Here is a 15,994-nt window from a genome sequence, read left to right as displayed (position 1 = left end):
ATGAAGTAAATTCTCGAGCAATAACTACCTACGGATATCATTGACTCTTACGCTAGAATACATAACCATTTGGCTAGATAGCAATGAGCACCATAATTTTGAACAATAAAGGTTGTAAATTACTGTAATGACAACTGAACGTAATGACTTCGATCCTAAAGCTTATAACCCCAAGTTTGAGCGTCACTTTCTTGCGCCAAAATATTGGGGAACATGGTTAGGTGTCGTGCTTTCTTTACCACTTGCGATGTTGCCTTTAGGGGCTCAACAATGGCTTGCAAAAACCATCGCAAAAAAGCTGGCGAAATCACACAAGGGGCCTGCTCATCGTACTCGTGTGAACTTTGAATTGTGCTTCCCTGAAAAAACCTTTCAAGAACGTGAAGCCCTTATTGAGAAGACCCTTTATACTGCAGCCCTATTCTTTTTCCGCTTTAGTTTACTCAGCTTACGTTCTCCAAAGTGGTTGCAGCAACGTTGTCAGATCCGTGGCCTTGATATTTTGCAACAACACATCGACAACAATGAAAACGTCATCCTAATGGTGCCCCATTCTTGGGCAATCGACATTCCTGCAATTTTGCTGGCTTCGATGGGCATGCCTGTCTCTGCAATGGCAAAAAAACAGAAAAATGAAGTGGCTGACTGGTTGATGCACAAACAGCGTGTGCAATACGGTGGCCGCGTCTATGAGCGCTCCGGTGGTATCAAACCATTTTTGAAATCCATTCGAGATGGCTACATCGGTTACTATCTGCCCGACCAAGATCACGGCCCAGAGCACAGTGTGTTTGTCGACTTTTTCGCGACAAGAAAAGCAACGCTGCCAGGTTTAGGTAAAATCGCTAAGTTATCACGCGCGAAAGTGTTACCTATGTTCGCTTCAATGAATACCGAAGATGGGTCATTTGATATTGAGATCCTACCTGCATTTGAGCTAGACCAAGGCGAAGAGCAGGACGCTCGCACGTGTAATCAAGCCATTGAGTATTTTGTAGGAACTAAGCCTGAACAATACATGTGGGTACTACAACTGTTGCACTCTCAAGAAGATGGTAGTAACTATTACAATTTGTTTAAACCAAGATATAAAAGTGATTGGAAAGTGTAGTGAAAGTATTTGTCGTGAGCTTGGCTCGATCGATCGATCGCCGAGAACGTATTGAAAAAAAATTAAAACAAGAAAATATCGAGTTTGAATTTTTTGATGCCATCGATGGCTCTGTGGACGGATTTTTACATTCAGAAAAATGCCGCCCAACAATAACTCAACAACGTAAGGGCTATCAGCTCAAAACAAGTGAAATTGCCTGCTTCTCAAGCCATTATGAATTGTGGATGCGCTGCGTTAATCTTGATGAGCCTATCGTTATTTTAGAGGATAACGTGGATCCTATTGAAGGGTTGAAAACCATCCTTCAAAGCACTTTCCCTCTAACAAAAAAATATGACTACATTAAACTTTCTGCGACTCAAAAACGTAAATTTACCCCAATTGTCTCTATCGACAGTGAGCATTTTTTAGGTGGCTACTCTGGTGGAACCTGTGGCACAACGGCCTACATTGTGACTCCGACTGCTGCCACTAAATTTATCAAGCATGCTCAAGAGTTTATTGAACCTGTAGATGACTACATGGAAAAGCCATGGCGTCATAACGTCCAAACCTATAGCGTCGCTCCGGATTTATTCACAAGAGCACAGATAGCTTCGACAATTGGTAGCAAACGAAAAGATAAGTCAAAAATGACGTTAGCTAACAAGATTTACGCAGAATTTTTTAGAACCTACGAATCTGTTCTTAAATTTTTGTACTGGAAGAATAAAGCATGAAAATACTCATTATCGGCCCTTCCTGGGTTGGCGATATGGTGATGTCACAATCACTCTACATCGTATTAAAGCAACTTCATCCAGAAAGCCAAATTGATGTGATTGCCCCTAGTTGGTGTAAACCCATTCTTGAGCGAATGCCAGAAATTAACCAAGCTATTGAAATGCCAATTGGGCATGGTGAATTCAACTTGCTTGGCCGTAGAGAAATCGGTAAATCGCTACGCGAGAAGCAATACGATCACGCCTACATTCTGCCAAAGTCCGCAAAGTCCGCACTGATACCATGGTTTGCGAACATTCCACTTCGAACTGGCTGGAAAGGCGAAATGCGCTATGGCCTGCTCAACGACATTCGTCCGAACATGAAATCTTTCCAATTCATGGTTGAGCGCTATGTTGCGTTGGCTTATTCGCAAACGGAGATGATCGATTCTTCTTCTTTAGGTGGTCTAGAGACCCTGCCTCGCCCAAGTCTGTTTATTGATAAAAAAGAACAAAGCGCGACTATCGATAAGTTTAAGCTAGACCAAGAATCCCCGATTGTTGGTTTGTGCCCTGGGGCTGAATTTGGTCCGGCTAAAAAATGGCCAGAAACGCATTACGCAGAAGTCGCAACTCAAATGGCGAATTCTGGCCATCAAGTGTGGCTATTTGGCTCTCAAAAAGATCTTGATACCTGTAACAATATTAAGAATCTAGTACCTACAGAGCTTCAGCAAAAAGTCCATGTTCTTGCAGGACAAACTAGCCTGATTGAAGCCGTTGATCTGCTTGCTGCATGCAAAACGGTCGTAGCAAATGACTCTGGTTTGATGCACGTAGCTGCCGCGGTAGGTTGCAATGTTGTGGCGGTATACGGGTCCACGTCGCCAAAATACACACCGCCACTTGCAGAAAAAGTCGAGATTGTTCATACCGACATTGACTGCCGTCCATGCTTTAAACGCGAGTGTCAGTTTAAACATCTGAAATGTTTGACAGAGTTATCGCCACAGCAAGTTCTTAACAGTATCCAAAAACTTGAAGCGATTACCGTAAGCCCATGTTAATTCGTATTATCTATACATTACTGTTAGCACTTGCTTCGCCAATCTTGTTGTTTGGTTTGTACAAAAGCAAACCAAACAAGCCTAGGTTTGGCAAACGCTGGAAAGAGCACTTTGGCTTTACGCCGAAGTTAGAATCGATTGAGCGACCAATTTGGATTCATGCAGTCTCGGTCGGTGAGAGTATTGCTGCAATACCTCTGATCAAAGCCTTGGAAAAGCAAAAACCAGAGCAACCGATTCTCGTCACGACGACGACAAGTACTGGTGCAGAACAAATTGCCAAATTAGGCGATTTAGTTGAGCATCGATATATGCCGATAGACTTCGCTTTTGCAGTTAAAGGCTTTCTTAAAGCAACAAAACCAAAGCAAATGTTGATTATAGAAACTGAGCTTTGGCCAAATACACTCAACGCTGTTCACAAAGCCAATATTCCGATTAACGTGGTTAATGCTCGCCTTTCTGAAAAGTCATGTAATAACTACGCTAAAGTGCAGCCCCTGTTTAACCTTTTAATTCCTTGTATAGATAAAGTGCTGTGTCAAACACAGTCGGATGCCGAGCGTTTCGAGCGTTTAGGCGTAGAAAAAAACAAACTTTTTGTTACTGGCTCGATAAAGTTTGATATTCAGATATCCGAGGAAGTAAAAGAGAAAGGAAAAGCGCTACGGACTGAACTTGGGATAAAGCGACCAATTTGGATTGCAGCCAGTACTCATAAAGGTGAAGATGAGCAAGTGCTAGAAGCTCACAAAAAAATCTTAGAGTCTCAACCGAATGCGCTTCTAATCCTTGTGCCTCGTCATCCAGAACGATTCGACAACGTATTTGAGCTTTGCCAAAAGCAAGGATTCAATACCGTTCGTCGAACAAACCAAACTGAAATAACGGAATCGACTCAAGTTTACCTTGGGGACACAATGGGAGAAATGCTCACTCTTATTGGTGCCGCGGATGTTTGTTTTATGGGCGGTAGCTTAGTTGGTAATAAAGTTGGTGGACATAATATAATAGAGCCATTAGCACTATCTATTCCTGTTCTGTCGGGACCAAGTTACTATAACTTCCAAGAAATAGTAGATACCTATATTGAACAAGGTTTTGTTACCATAGTTCAAAAGGAAACGTTGGAAACAGAAGTACTTCGTCTTTTAAATCGACAGACCAATACTTCACTTTCAGCAATAAAAATAACAAACTCACCGATACAAGCTACGATATATCATTTAATTCAAAGAGAGCAGTAGAATGTTATTAAAAAGAATTGAGCATTTTTTGAAGAACCTTGCTCTTGTAAAAAAATTGAGATCTAAGCGTAAGAAAACAAAAAAGAACAACGAACTCCCTAAAAATCAGGCGCACCTAGCAGATGAGGTACTCTGCTTAGTTAGGGATATAGAGCCTAATATCTATCCGATGTTCGGTACACTATTGTCTATCTATAGAGATTCTGAGTTTAAGTTTGCTGATGATTTTGATTTCGCAGTCAATGATAAGTCTTTGTTTAGTCATGATTTGATAGATAAGTTCGAAAGTCATGGTGCTAAACTTACATCAATTTCAACTGTAAACAATCACCTTGATATTGTTGAACTATCTTTTAATTTCAAAGGTGCAAAGGTTGACTTATTCTACATTGATAACGATGACAATTACTCAATACATCGCTGCCCAAACTTTAGAACAAACAAAAGCAAACCTAAAAAATTATTTAAAGGCGGTCTAAAATTTAATATTTACAAATCATACTTTGAAGTTAAGTATCCTAAAATAGCACTTAAAATAGATAAAAACTTTAATATTTCCATACCAAATGATCCTGTCTCAATTTTTGAGCGCCATTACGGCTTAGATTGGGCAACCCCTAAACTAACTAACTTTATAGATTTTAAATATTACACATTTATAGAGTTCGAGTCATCAACCATATCAGGTAGTAGCAAAAACCTAAAACGCTACTTTAAAAAGGCTATGTTGGAGAGCTAAAAATTGAAAAGAATTATTACATATGGAACATATGATTTATTTCATGCTGGGCATGTTCGCTTATTTAAACGATTAAAAGAAGAGAACTGCTTTCTCATCGTAGGGGTATCTACGGATGAATTTAATGAAGAGAAAGGTAAAAAGTCTATTTTTTCTTACGAAGAGAGAAAAACCATTGTTGAAGCTTGCAAATATGTTGATTTAGTGATTCCAGAATCAAGCTGGGAGCAAAAGAGAAATGATGTAATTCAACATAACATCGATGTCTTCGCTATGGGGGATGACTGGCAAGGTAAGTTTGATGACCTCTCAGAACTATGTGAAGTTAAGTATTTGAGTAGAACACAAAACATTTCTACTACTGACGTCAGAAAAGCTATTATTTCTAACAAGCTATCCCACATTGATGATGTCATAGAAGTAATGGAAGAAACCGCAAATCTCATAAAAAACTTGCGCCAATCCTTAAAATAACTAGGCGAGAGGTCACCTAGGACGACCTCTCATTTCCTAAACAAATACTTTTGACTTGTATATAGCTTACCCCAAAATCCCATATGCTTAGATTTCAAATATGATACTTTTTTAGGGTTTTTCCAGCTGAATTCCCCCCAATGAATAACATAGTTATCACTACATGGAATATGCTCTTTTCCTTTCCCTTTATATCCATGAAAATAATCAATTGGCAGAATCTTAATACCTTTATAATTTCCTTCTAAAACAAATTTGCTCATTATCTTTGGCCCCATAAAAAGAGGAGATTGCATGATTTCATTTTCATAGAAACAAATTACATCATTTAATACATCCGAATCTGGCATTGAATATATAGTTGATATACCAACATGATTTTCTGAGGCAAAACCTATGACAAACTGCTGACCTTCAAACAAATGAAAAGGTTTTTTTCTGATAGTAACATCTGTATCTAGGTACAAACCTCCTTCGTGCTGTAGTACCTTTAAACGCAGGTAGTCACTAACGAAAGCATAGAGTTTTCTGTCATAACATTCTTTAGCAAATTCACATTCATTTATCCATTTTTTAATGAGGCTGTCTTCTTCAGTCCAAACCTTGTACTCAAACCCCTGCTTATTCCAATCATCAATACAAGCAAGGGCAAGAGCACTCAACCTATTACCTAGCCAAACAGCATGAATTTTCTCAATAACCATCTCTTACTCTCTCTAAGATATACTTAACCTTGCCGCTCAATTTGCAAAAAATCAGTGTCTTTCCAATGGATTTTCTTATTTAATAATTCTTTTTGAAAAGACCGTTTTAACCTATTTAAGTTACTTTGCTTCCAATCACCAGACGTTTCCTGGCGACACTTATCAAAATCGATGATCCACACTTTATCTTGGTCATCAATTAGAATGTTATGGATGTTTAAATCCGTGTGGTTAACGTTCGCCTTATGCATCTTGGCAATCTCTTGCCCTATTTTCTGATACATAGCACTTGGCAACGGTTTTTTTTGTAAGATACTGACCAAGTCTCTGGCATTGGGGATCCGTTCGCTCAACAAATCCGCTTGGTATGTTAACCCTGATTTAACCGCTCTTGCTGCAATTGGTCGCGGTACATTAACACCAGCATCAATTAGACGTTGAAGTAAACGGAACTCTTGCGCACTGCGCGTTTGTTCCCATCCCGCAAACCAATAGTGATCGTTAACGAGTTTGCCAAACAAGCCACCTCGACGATAATGACGCAACGCCGCCTGCATACCATCAATTTGTATACCCTCGACTTGCATACTCTCGAGCTGCACAAACCACGTGGTTCCTCGGCCCTTAGCGCTCCCCACGACTCGGTTTTGAGATTGCCAATAATTAGCATCAAAAATCGCCGGTGTTGGGTCGCTAATCCATTCATCGTCAAACCAAATGACGCTGTTATCATTTTGATAAATTGTAATCACATTGTTCCTCAACGTCTTGACTTAACGCAGGTAAATACCACCAAGAATATACAACCAGGTAAACGCAGCAAAACCTAAGGCCACCATAACGGCTGCAGAACCGATATCTTTCGCTCGTCCGCTGAGTTCGTGATGCTCAGTGCCTATTCTATCAACAACCGCTTCTATCGCCGAGTTGATAAGTTCCACAATCAATACCAAAACCACCACTCCGAGCATCAAAATTCGCTCAACGATAGTCACATCGAAAAAACACACTAAGCCAATCGCAATCGCTAACAACACCAGTTCTTGCCTAATTGCCGCTTCATGTTTAAATGCCGCTTTTAACCCTTTCCAGGAATAACCTGTGGCCTTAATGATTCGTGTTAAACCGGTATTACCTGGCTTACCTGAAGTTTGAGAATGATGTGATTGCGTCTTTGACATTGCGACTATGCCCGTCACTGCTAAGTATAGAAGCGATGTATTTTACATTTATTGGGGATGTCTGCATAATTTAGCTGCATCTATTTACTCGATCAGACAATAACTATGCTCACTTCTCCCCCATCTTCGCTCTGTATATTGCGTTTATCTGCCATTGGTGATGTTTGTAACACCATCGCTACTGTGCAGGCGATCCAAAAACAATGGCCTGAGGCTCACATTACGTGGATCACAGGAAAGCTAGAGGCTCAGTTACTCAAAGCCATTGACGGCATCGAAGTCATTGTCTTTGATAAGAAAGCTGGTTTAAACGGCTATAAGGCGTTATGGCAGCAATTGAAAGGTCGTGAGTTTGATGCCTTGTTACACATGCAATATGCCATTCGAGCAAGCTTGGCAACATTAGGCATCAAAGCCAAATACAAACTTGGTTTTTCCTCTGATCGCAGCCAAGATTTTCAAACGTTGTTTACCAATGTCAAAGTACCCTCACCCACATCGCTCCATGTTGCCGATGGCTTAATGGCATTCGCACATCAAATTGGGGTCCCTAAGTCTGAGCTGACTTGGTCACTTTCTTATTCAGAGCAAGACAAAACGTGGGCAATGCAAGAGCTCGGCACGAATAAACCCAACTTACTTCTCGTTCCTGGCGCAAGTAAGGCATACAAGAACTGGAACGCAGATGGCTACGTTGAAGTCATCAATCATGCTCGTGAAAAAGGGTGGAATGTCATTCTTGCTGGTAGTCCAGCGAAAGTAGAAGTCGACTTAGCCGATGACATTCAGAGCAAGCTCGGCAAACCCTGCTTAAACTTGGTTGGAAAGAGTTCAATCTTGCAGATGTTAGCCCTCATCGATGAGGTGGAAATGGTGATAGCACCAGATACTGGTCCAGCACACATGGCGAGTGCGATGAATACACCGATTATTGGTTTATATGCGCACCATAACCCCGTTCGTGTCGGCCCATATCACTATTTGAAGTATGCGGTATCGGTATACGAAGAAGCGATTTTTGCTGAAACAGGCAAAACAAGCCAAGAGTTAAACTGGCGCACGCGAGCCAAAGATGAAAAAGCAATGGATCGAATCTCGAGTGAAAGCGTCATCAGCATGTTTGATCAAGTCGTAGAAGATTTGTACCCACAATACCAATAAACCTTATCTGTATAGATTGCCTAAAAAGGAAAACACCTTGTCTAAACCCACTTTAGCCGTTGCCTTAATCGTAAAAAATGAAGAGAAGCACCTCAAAGCTTGCTTAGATACCGTAAAAGATTGGGTCGATGAGATTGTTATTTTAGACTCGGGCAGCTCTGACCGCACCGAAGAAATTGCACGTCAGTACACCGATAAGTTTTATACCAACCTAGACTGGCCGGGATTTGGTAAACAACGTCAACTGGCTCAAAACTATGTGGCATCGGATTTTGTGCTTTGGTTGGATGCCGATGAGCAGGTCACGCCCGAGCTAAAAGAAAGCATCTTACAAGCGGTATCAGAAGATACGCCAAACACCTTGTATAAAGTGAACCGTCTCAGCGCAGCCTTTGGTAAGTTTATTTACCATTCCGGTTGGTCTCCAGATTGGATTGTCCGTTTATATCGCACTCGTTACACGCAATACAATGATGCTCTCGTGCATGAAAAAGTAGAAGATAAAGGCTTTGCAATCAAAAAGCTTGATGGCAGATTGCACCACTACACCTATGAACATCTGCACCATTACATCAACAAGACGACGGGCTACTTAAAAGCTTGGACCGACGAGCGAGAAGGTAAGAAAAAGTCAGGGCTAAGCACAGCAATCATTCATGCGCTAGCAAGCTTTCTAAAAATGTACATTCTTAAACGCGGCTTTTTGGATGGTAAACATGGCTTCATATTGGCGTGGTTAAGCATGCACTCTACCTTTGTAAAATACATCGACTTATACTTACGTGAACAGGCAAAAAAATAATGAAAACGACGTTAATTATTACCACTTATAACTGGAAAGAAGCACTAAAGTCTGTGTTAGAAAGCGTCAAACGCCAAACCGTTTTGCCTGACGAAGTGATTGTAGCCGATGATGGATCTCGCGAAGACACCAAAACTATGATTGACCAAATGCGAGAGGGGTTTCCTGTTCCATTACTGCATAGTTGGCATGAAGATAATGGTTTCCAGCTTTCTATGAGCCGTAACCGTGCAATTGCTAAAGCATCTGGTGACTACCTGATCATGATAGATGGCGACATGGTACTGTCTCAAAACTTTATCGAGTCCCATAAGCGCGTGGCAAAACCAAATTGGTTTGTTCAAGGTGGGCGAGTTCTGACTGATGAAGCATGCAGCCGTGAAATCATGGAAAATGGATTGGTTCCTTCTGTATTTAGCAAAGGGATCCGTAACCGTAAAAACTGTATTACCAACTCATTATTATCTAAGTGGTTCTCTTACGAGCGCAACAATGATAAAGCAACCCGAGGCTGTAATATGGCGTTTTGGAAAAGTGATGTTGTCGAAGTTAATGGCTTCAACCAAGACTTTGTTGGCTGGGGACGAGAAGACAGCGAATTTGTTCACCGCATGCTTAACTCAGGAAAGTCTCGCCTTTACCTGAAGTTCGCTGGTGTCGGTTACCACCTTTACCACGTAGAAAACTCGCGTGCGTCACTTGGCCAAAATGATGAGATTTTGGAAAACACCATTAATCACAAACTCAAGCGTTGTGAAAATGGTGTAAACCAATTTATCGATGACTAGGCAACAACGAAACATGAGAATAAAGAAAAGGGCCCTGATGCCCCTTTTCTTTATTTCTGGCCTGATAGCGTAAAGTACTTATCCGCCACCATGAGTGAAATTAAGCGTTCACGCTTATCATTTTTAAATTGCTCAACCCATTGGTGTGCATTATCAATAATGGCTAGTGCCTCTTCTTCGTTCTCTAGATAATAATTCATCTTTTCAGGTAGATCTGAATAGTCATCATTCACTTCCACATAATGAACGCCCGCTTGGAGTTTCCCCTCCATAAACCATGTTTCGTATTTTGGTTTAGACATGATAACCAACGAGTTTGAAGACATTGCCCACTTCAAGTTAGTCGCAACATCATTGCCTTCAATACACAGTAAAAACTTATACTGAAGCTGTTCCTCTATACTCATAAAGCCTTTTTCCCAAGGCTGCCCCTCAACAGGACGAGTCTGACCAATGTTGCATTGCGGATGATCGTAAAAAGCATGAATCACTTTTGTACGGTGTGGTTGAAAACCAACGCCACGCCATGCCACCATGTTTTTCTTATCTTGATAACGAACGGGATCATCAATAAATTTAAAATGACGGATCTGGTTAAGCTTTAAAACAACGGAATTTTGGTTTTGTCCCGCAATTGGCCGACTCTTAATAAAACTTGGCACATTGGGAATATGGGTAACATCACCATTAATATAGTTAAAAGCGAAGCGAGAGGGAAAGTAGCGCACCACTTGGCGTATATCAAAAAAGTAAGTCCACCCTTTTGTCTTTTTATACCCACTGATCGTCGCGTAACTTTGCTCGTTACTATCCACCTGAAACGGGGCACCACACTTATTGTAGTAATTAACTCGATCTAGACAGTTCGCCCTTTCAGATTCTGTCAGTGTCGACAGCAACTGCTTAGCTTGTGCTCTGTAAATAAAACGAGGAAGAAGAATAGACAAAGCATTAAAAAAGTAATACGGAAATTTACTGTCTTTCATTCACTTTTATCTCGATAGCGTTGGCCACGACACTTGGCACAAATTGTTCAATACAACCACCATGAATGGCCACTTCACGAACAATCGTTGATGAGAGAAATGCAAACTCTTCCTCCGGTGTCAAAAATACACTCTCAAGGCCTGGCAGTAACTTCCTGTACATATTGGTTAAACCAAATTCATACTCAAAATCAACGGTCGTTCTCAAACCTCGAATCAAGACTTTAGCTTGTTCCTCTCTCGCAAAATCGACTAATAATCCAGAAAAACCCTTTACCGTTACCCCCGGGAGGTGAGCAACAACGTCTTCCATCAGTGTCACTCGCTCTTCCAATGTGAACATCGTATTTTTGGATGGGCTCGCTGCCACACCGATAACGACTTCATCAAACAATTCATGTGTACGTTCAATTAAATTTAAGTGACCATTAGTCACTGGATCAAAAGTCCCTGGGTAAATAACTTTCATAAGATTTACAAGATTATTCAAGATTGAATGAATTATTGAGGGAAAGCGGCTAGATTACAACCGCTGATATTAATGCATACGTGTGCATTTATCTGATGACTAACTCTGGCACTTATCACAAAAAAACGTATTTCGCTGACCGATCTTCTGCTCTTGGAGAGTTTCGCCACATTCAGGGCATGGCTCTCCGGCTTTTCCGTATACCAATAACTCTTGTGCAAAGTACCCTGGTTTTCCATCCGCTTGGGCAAAGTCTTTCAACGTCGTGCCACCTTGTTGAATAGCAATTTCTAACGTGGCCTTAATGTTCTCGACCAAAAGTTGCCATTCTTTCCTAGTCAGCTTACCTGCCGGACGAGTGGGATGAATCCGTGATTTAAACAAAGATTCGTTGGCGTAGATGTTCCCGACTCCGACGACGATTTTGTTGTCCATGATGAATTGCTTAACCGCAACGCGCTTACCTTTGGCTTTCTCCGCGACGTAGTCCGCATTGAACTCTTCCGTTAAAGGCTCTGGTCCCATATGCGCTAACACTGCGTGAGATTCATTTGGCGCGCACCAAAGCCATGCACCAAAGCGGCGCGGATCGTTATAACGTAGCACTTTGCCATTCGTCAGTTTGAGATCCACATGATCGTGCTTTGCTGCTGGGAAGTCTGCATCCAACACACGAAGCGATCCCGACATGCCCAAATGAACAATCGCCGTGCCTTGCTCAGTTTCAATCAGCAAATACTTAGCTCGACGGCGAATATGGCGGATAACCTGTCCTTCTAATTGCTTTAACTCTTGGGGGATCTCCCAACGCAACTTAGGGGTACGGAACACAAAGGCCTTGATCGTTTGCCCAACCAGATGTGGGCTGATGCCCATACGGCTGACTTCAACTTCTGGTAACTCTGGCATAGGTTTTTCCTCTAAGACGTTTACTTGGGCATGATGTAATTACCATCGACAGAGATGGCAATCCATTTATCTTGCCAATTACGAAACAGCCAAAAGTCATCCATTCGAAAGAAAGTGACACGCTGCGGTTCATCTAACCCCTGGTACCAAATCTCGATGCTTTCAGGTGCGGTCAGCCTTGGCTTAAGATGACTATATTGCTCAGGGGTAAGTTCAGTCCCTTCCAAAGATTGCCAACGAGTGATGATCTCTTGTACGGGAATATTGGCTTTAATGTTCGATTGCCATTGACCGTTTTGCTTTTCCATCTCCCAGCCACTGAAGTACAGCGCACTCACTTCGTAATCTGAGCGCAGAAGATTAGGATAAGGATCCGCATCCTCAGTAAGTAGATAAGTTTTGATCCAAGTCGGCGCATTTAAGATCACCATGAAGGCGATAATGCCCAAGATAAGAATGTTGTTCCAACGACGGCGACGAGCCGGACTAATGCGCATAGTGGTTCCTAATCTCATGTGATTAGAGACAAACTATCAAAGCTCATCCATCTTGACTAGAACATCCGTATGCAAACGTGGTGAAGGTAGGGAGGAAGTGATGGGACAAATTTCAGATAATAAAAAACCCAACTCGAGAGTTGGGTTTTTCAAATCGTCAAAGAGACAAAACCAATTACTTGATTTTAGCTTCTTTGTACATAACGTGCTGGCGTACAACTGGATCAAATTTCTTGATCTCAAATTTGCCTGGCATGTTACGCTTGTTCTTATCAGTTGTGTAGAAGTGGCCTGTACCTGCTGAAGATACTAGACGGATTTTCTCACGAACGCCTTTCTTTGCCATTGCCTATTTCCTCTTAAACGTTTTCGCCACGTGCACGGATATCTGCAAGAACGGTATCAATACCTTTCTTGTCGATGATGCGCATACCTTTTGCAGTAAGGCGTAGTTTAACAAAACGTTTTTCGCTCTCTACCCAGAAACGATGAGTTTGTAGGTTCGGCAGAAAACGACGCTTAGTAGCATTTCGTGCGTGTGAACGGTTGTTACCCGTTACTGGACGCTTACCAGTTACTTGGCATACTCGTGACATGAATGTCTTCTCCAAAATCGTTTCAGCTCGATATCAACCTTGGTGGCCGAACCTCTCTATTTCTCGAAAAGAAGTTTGAGGTTAAGAACCGCTATGGAAAATCCATACAAGGCTATCAAAGGTCGCGCATTATACTAACTTGATATGCATTGCTCAAGACCCGAACAGATCCTTTTTACAGGTTTTCGTGATCTTTTTTTAAACAGCGGGTTTTTCTAGCAGTTCAAGCTGAATTCAGTTAAAAATTTAGTGGCGAGGATGATAGCAGATTTTTAGCAACTAACAACCTAAAAAATGCACAGTTATATCCACCCTCTTTCTGCGAAAGAAACACTTTCTCCATCACCAATGACAAAATGGTCCAAAACACGAATATCCACCAATGCTAATGCATCAATTAAACGGCGCGTAATTCGTCGATCCGCTTGACTCGGCTCTGCCACTCCGGATGGATGATTGTGTGCTAGAATCAAAGCTGCCGCGTTATGGTGTAGAGCGCGCTTAACCACTTCTCTCGGATAAACTGACGCCGTATCCAACGTACCTTCAAATAGGATCTCATCTTTTATTACTCGATGCTGGTTATCTAGGAAAAGAATGTAAAACGCCTCTCTTTGGCGATCTCTTAAAATAGAAGAGAGATATAATTTGGTCTGCTCAGGGTTGGTTAATGCATCCCCCCGCTTTAACGTTTCAGCAAGATAGCGCTGCGCCATCTCAAGAACAGCCTGTAATTGCACATATTTAGCCTGCCCCAAGCCTTTGTGTTGGCAAAAGGATTTTTCAGACGCAGAAAACAACTGCCTAAGCGTCCCAAAGTCTTGAATGAGGAAATCAGCCAGCTCGATGACGTTCATACCTTGTGTGCCCGTGCGCAAGAATATCGCCAGTAGCTCGGCATCGGTCAGGGCTTGTGGTCCTCGCTGGAGTAACTTCTCTCTCGGCATAGAGTCATTAGGTAGGGCTTTAAGGGGCATCAGGCTTCTCACTCAATAAATGAATCCCTATTCCACAAAACCCCCAATAAAAGTCGAGTATCAATGTCGCTTTCCTAGCTCCCAACGGCGTTTCTATGTAATTGTGTGGATCATCAAGAGGTAGGAATTTCGATCAAATTAGCCCGAACGCTAGGCAAATCTTTTTGCCTCTGCGAGAAATAAAAATTGTAAGCATTCGTCACACTTTGTTTGATGTAGATGCATGTCCCATCCGATTTGCGCAGGCGATAAGCGTTTGAGTTGTGCTAGAATCCTCGCCAGAAAAATTGGAGAGCTCACATGCAAACACTAGCAGGAAAGAAAATTCTACTCGGCATCAGTGGCGGTATTGCCGCATATAAATGTGCGGAGCTAACCCGTCGCCTCATAGAAAGAGGGGCGCAAGTTCAAGTTGTGATGACAAAGGCGGCGAAAGAGTTCATTACGCCTTTAACCATGCAAGCCGTTTCTGGTCGCCCGGTCTCTGACAGCTTGTTAGATCCAGCGGCAGAAGCGTCAATGGGCCACATTGAATTAGCGAAATGGGCCGATTTGGTTCTTCTTGCTCCAGCAACAGCCGATTTGATTGCTCGCATATCTGCGGGTATGGGCAACGATTTGCTCAGTACGTTAGTACTGGCAACCGATTCGCCAGTCGCGGTGTCTCCTGCCATGAACCAACAGATGTATCGCAATGTGGCTACTCAAGAGAACATCGCGACATTAACACGCCGTGGTATGCACATTTGGGGACCTGCTGCAGGTGAACAAGCGTGTGGTGACGTGGGGCCTGGCCGAATGTTAGAACCGATGCAACTAGTGCACTTGTGTGAGCAGTTTTTTCAGCCAAAAGTGCTGGCTGGTCAATCTATTTTGATCACGGCAGGTCCAACGCGTGAGGCGCTCGACCCGGTGCGTTACATCACCAACCACAGCTCGGGCAAGATGGGGTATGCGTTGGCGAATGCGGCAACGCAAATGGGAGCGAAAGTCACCCTCGTTAGCGGCCCTGTTAACTTGAACACGCCAACAGGCGTAGAGCGCATTAACGTGTCTAGTGCACAAGAGATGCACGACGCGGTCATGGCGCACGCCGCCACTCACGATGCTTTCATCAGCTGTGCGGCGGTTGCAGACTATCGTCCAGAAGAAGTGGCCACTCAAAAGCTGAAGAAAACCGATGACAGTGATCAAATGACCATCACCATGGTGAAAAACCCTGACATTGTGGCGGCGGTAGCGGCAATGCCAAAGCAGCGCCCGTTTACGGTAGGCTTTGCTGCTGAGACCAATGACGTCGAAACCTATGCTCGCGGTAAGCTTTTGAAAAAGAACCTCGACATGATTTGTGCTAATGATGTCTCAGTTACCGGTCAAGGTTTCAACAGTAATGACAACGCGATTACGCTGTTTTGGCCACAAGGTGAACTTGCACTCACTCTTGAATCAAAAGAAGCATTAAGCTTCAAGATCCTAGAAAAAATGCACACCCTCATGCTCGCACAGAAGTAATCGCCGTTCCATTTTTATCAAAATTTGACCAAAAATTGCGATAAACATGACAACTGAGGGTGTTAAA

General features: G+C 42.5%; 20 protein-coding genes. 10 read left to right on the top strand and 10 right to left on the bottom strand.

Going from position 1 to position 15,994, the window contains the following annotated elements; translation table 11 throughout:
• Positions 1–127 precede the first annotated feature (127 nt).
• Genes lpxM through tagD form a run of 6 tightly spaced genes read left to right on the top strand, consistent with a single transcriptional unit; the run spans position 128 to position 5,345 of the window.
• Positions 128–1,111: a lauroyl-Kdo(2)-lipid IV(A) myristoyltransferase gene (gene lpxM / locus AK966_RS18915; RefSeq protein WP_119464715.1), complete on the top strand. Its 984-nt coding sequence runs from the start codon at positions 128–130 to the stop codon at positions 1,109–1,111.
• Positions 1,111–1,833: a glycosyltransferase family 25 protein gene (locus AK966_RS18910; RefSeq protein WP_119464714.1), complete on the top strand. Its 723-nt coding sequence runs from the start codon at positions 1,111–1,113 to the stop codon at positions 1,831–1,833. Before lpxM ends, AK966_RS18910 begins: the two co-directional genes overlap by 1 nt.
• The gene (gene waaF, locus AK966_RS18905) at positions 1,830–2,885 is read left to right on the top strand and encodes a lipopolysaccharide heptosyltransferase II (protein WP_119464713.1); all 1,056 of its coding nucleotides are present in this window, start codon (positions 1,830–1,832) and stop codon (positions 2,883–2,885) included. The genes AK966_RS18910 and waaF overlap by 4 nt, the downstream gene beginning before the upstream one ends.
• Entirely contained in the window at positions 2,879–4,132 is a 1,254-nt protein-coding gene (gene waaA, locus AK966_RS18900) for a lipid IV(A) 3-deoxy-D-manno-octulosonic acid transferase (RefSeq protein WP_119464712.1), read from the top strand. Before waaF ends, waaA begins: the two co-directional genes overlap by 7 nt.
• A 1-nt stretch (position 4,133) precedes the next feature.
• Entirely contained in the window at positions 4,134–4,871 is a 738-nt protein-coding gene (locus AK966_RS18895; RefSeq protein WP_119464711.1) for a hypothetical protein, read from the top strand.
• Between the two features lie 3 nt (positions 4,872–4,874).
• A complete protein-coding gene (tagD, locus tag AK966_RS18890; RefSeq protein ID WP_099079218.1) occupies positions 4,875–5,345 on the top strand; it encodes a glycerol-3-phosphate cytidylyltransferase in 471 nt (156 codons plus the stop codon).
• A 29-nt stretch (positions 5,346–5,374) separates the two neighbouring features.
• On the opposite strand, the gene AK966_RS18885 is transcribed toward tagD, so the two are convergent.
• From AK966_RS18885 to AK966_RS18875, 3 genes are read right to left on the bottom strand one after another with little or no spacing between them, the layout of a single operon-like run.
• Positions 5,375–6,049 (bottom strand): glycosyltransferase family 32 protein, encoded by a 675-nt coding sequence (locus AK966_RS18885; RefSeq protein ID WP_119464710.1) that lies wholly within the window; start codon positions 6,047–6,049, stop codon positions 5,375–5,377.
• 23 nt (positions 6,050–6,072) lie between these two features.
• The gene (locus AK966_RS18880; protein WP_119464709.1) at positions 6,073–6,801 is read right to left on the bottom strand and encodes a 3-deoxy-D-manno-octulosonic acid kinase; all 729 of its coding nucleotides are present in this window, start codon (positions 6,799–6,801) and stop codon (positions 6,073–6,075) included.
• A gap of 21 nt (positions 6,802–6,822) precedes the next feature.
• A complete protein-coding gene (locus AK966_RS18875) occupies positions 6,823–7,230 on the bottom strand; it encodes a diacylglycerol kinase (protein ID WP_119464708.1) in 408 nt (135 codons plus the stop codon).
• A 105-nt stretch (positions 7,231–7,335) separates the two neighbouring features.
• On the opposite strand from AK966_RS18875, the gene AK966_RS18870 reads away from it, so the two are divergent.
• The 3 genes from AK966_RS18870 to AK966_RS18860 are packed head-to-tail and all read left to right on the top strand — an operon-like array spanning position 7,336 to position 9,981.
• Complete coding sequence (locus AK966_RS18870; protein WP_119464707.1) at positions 7,336–8,391, top strand: glycosyltransferase family 9 protein; 1,056 nt, start codon at positions 7,336–7,338, stop codon at positions 8,389–8,391.
• Between the two features lie 37 nt (positions 8,392–8,428).
• On the top strand, positions 8,429–9,193 hold the full coding sequence (locus tag AK966_RS18865) for a glycosyltransferase family 2 protein (RefSeq protein WP_099079214.1): 765 nt from the start codon (positions 8,429–8,431) through the stop codon (positions 9,191–9,193).
• Positions 9,193–9,981 (top strand): glycosyltransferase family 2 protein, encoded by a 789-nt coding sequence (locus tag AK966_RS18860; protein WP_119464706.1) that lies wholly within the window; start codon positions 9,193–9,195, stop codon positions 9,979–9,981. The genes AK966_RS18865 and AK966_RS18860 overlap by 1 nt, the downstream gene beginning before the upstream one ends.
• A gap of 50 nt (positions 9,982–10,031) precedes the next feature.
• On the opposite strand, the gene AK966_RS18855 is transcribed toward AK966_RS18860, so the two are convergent.
• From AK966_RS18855 to radC, 7 genes are all read right to left on the bottom strand, one after another.
• On the bottom strand, positions 10,032–10,967 hold the full coding sequence (locus AK966_RS18855; RefSeq protein WP_099079212.1) for a glycosyl transferase family 90: 936 nt from the start codon (positions 10,965–10,967) through the stop codon (positions 10,032–10,034).
• Complete coding sequence (gene coaD, locus AK966_RS18850; protein ID WP_182852756.1) at positions 10,954–11,436, bottom strand: pantetheine-phosphate adenylyltransferase; 483 nt, start codon at positions 11,434–11,436, stop codon at positions 10,954–10,956. Before coaD ends, AK966_RS18855 begins: the two co-directional genes overlap by 14 nt.
• A gap of 99 nt (positions 11,437–11,535) precedes the next feature.
• Positions 11,536–12,345: a bifunctional DNA-formamidopyrimidine glycosylase/DNA-(apurinic or apyrimidinic site) lyase gene (mutM, locus tag AK966_RS18845; protein WP_119464704.1), complete on the bottom strand. Its 810-nt coding sequence runs from the start codon at positions 12,343–12,345 to the stop codon at positions 11,536–11,538.
• Positions 12,346–12,365: 20 nt separating this feature from the next.
• Positions 12,366–12,842, bottom strand: a complete 477-nt coding sequence (locus AK966_RS18840) for a hypothetical protein (RefSeq protein WP_099079208.1) — start codon at positions 12,840–12,842, stop codon at positions 12,366–12,368.
• Between the two features lie 175 nt (positions 12,843–13,017).
• A complete protein-coding gene (rpmG, locus tag AK966_RS18835; RefSeq protein WP_004410866.1) occupies positions 13,018–13,188 on the bottom strand; it encodes a 50S ribosomal protein L33 in 171 nt (56 codons plus the stop codon).
• Between the two features lie 13 nt (positions 13,189–13,201).
• Positions 13,202–13,438, bottom strand: a complete 237-nt coding sequence (gene rpmB / locus AK966_RS18830; RefSeq protein WP_005467944.1) for a 50S ribosomal protein L28 — start codon at positions 13,436–13,438, stop codon at positions 13,202–13,204.
• A gap of 302 nt (positions 13,439–13,740) precedes the next feature.
• Positions 13,741–14,415 carry a RadC family protein gene (radC, locus tag AK966_RS18825; protein ID WP_099079207.1) on the bottom strand — a complete coding sequence of 225 codons (675 nt, stop codon included), beginning with the start codon at positions 14,413–14,415 and terminating at the stop codon, positions 13,741–13,743.
• Between the two features lie 300 nt (positions 14,416–14,715).
• On the opposite strand from radC, the gene coaBC reads away from it, so the two are divergent.
• Positions 14,716–15,927: a bifunctional phosphopantothenoylcysteine decarboxylase/phosphopantothenate--cysteine ligase CoaBC gene (gene coaBC / locus AK966_RS18820; RefSeq protein WP_119464703.1), complete on the top strand. Its 1,212-nt coding sequence runs from the start codon at positions 14,716–14,718 to the stop codon at positions 15,925–15,927.
• Positions 15,928–15,994: the final 67 nt, after the last annotated feature.

Origin of the sequence: Vibrio sp. PID23_8 (assembly GCF_003584965.1) — a bacterium.
Classification (GTDB): Bacteria; Pseudomonadota; Gammaproteobacteria; order Enterobacterales; family Vibrionaceae; genus Vibrio.
The sequence above is the reverse complement of the archived record's forward strand: the minus strand, read 5'-3'. Positions and strand labels throughout refer to the sequence as shown.

Coding starts and splice junctions, on each gene's coding strand:
- coaBC (WP_119464703.1), top strand. CDS start 14,716: ATGCAAACACTAGCAGGAAAGAAAATTCTACTCGGCATCAGTGGCGGT.
- waaA (WP_119464712.1), top strand. CDS start 2,879: ATGTTAATTCGTATTATCTATACATTACTGTTAGCACTTGCTTCGCCA.
- AK966_RS18885 (WP_119464710.1), bottom strand. CDS start 6,049: ATGGTTATTGAGAAAATTCATGCTGTTTGGCTAGGTAATAGGTTGAGT.
- rpmB (WP_005467944.1), bottom strand. CDS start 13,438: ATGTCACGAGTATGCCAAGTAACTGGTAAGCGTCCAGTAACGGGTAAC.
- radC (WP_099079207.1), bottom strand. CDS start 14,415: ATGCCCCTTAAAGCCCTACCTAATGACTCTATGCCGAGAGAGAAGTTA.
- AK966_RS18895 (WP_119464711.1), top strand. CDS start 4,134: ATGTTATTAAAAAGAATTGAGCATTTTTTGAAGAACCTTGCTCTTGTA.
- lpxM (WP_119464715.1), top strand. CDS start 128: ATGACAACTGAACGTAATGACTTCGATCCTAAAGCTTATAACCCCAAG.
- AK966_RS18870 (WP_119464707.1), top strand. CDS start 7,336: ATGCTCACTTCTCCCCCATCTTCGCTCTGTATATTGCGTTTATCTGCC.
- AK966_RS18860 (WP_119464706.1), top strand. CDS start 9,193: ATGAAAACGACGTTAATTATTACCACTTATAACTGGAAAGAAGCACTA.
- AK966_RS18840 (WP_099079208.1), bottom strand. CDS start 12,842: ATGCGCATTAGTCCGGCTCGTCGCCGTCGTTGGAACAACATTCTTATC.
- rpmG (WP_004410866.1), bottom strand. CDS start 13,188: ATGGCAAAGAAAGGCGTTCGTGAGAAAATCCGTCTAGTATCTTCAGCA.
- mutM (WP_119464704.1), bottom strand. CDS start 12,345: ATGCCAGAGTTACCAGAAGTTGAAGTCAGCCGTATGGGCATCAGCCCA.
- AK966_RS18875 (WP_119464708.1), bottom strand. CDS start 7,230: ATGTCAAAGACGCAATCACATCATTCTCAAACTTCAGGTAAGCCAGGT.
- coaD (WP_182852756.1), bottom strand. CDS start 11,436: ATGAAAGTTATTTACCCAGGGACTTTTGATCCAGTGACTAATGGTCAC.
- AK966_RS18855 (WP_099079212.1), bottom strand. CDS start 10,967: ATGAAAGACAGTAAATTTCCGTATTACTTTTTTAATGCTTTGTCTATT.
- waaF (WP_119464713.1), top strand. CDS start 1,830: ATGAAAATACTCATTATCGGCCCTTCCTGGGTTGGCGATATGGTGATG.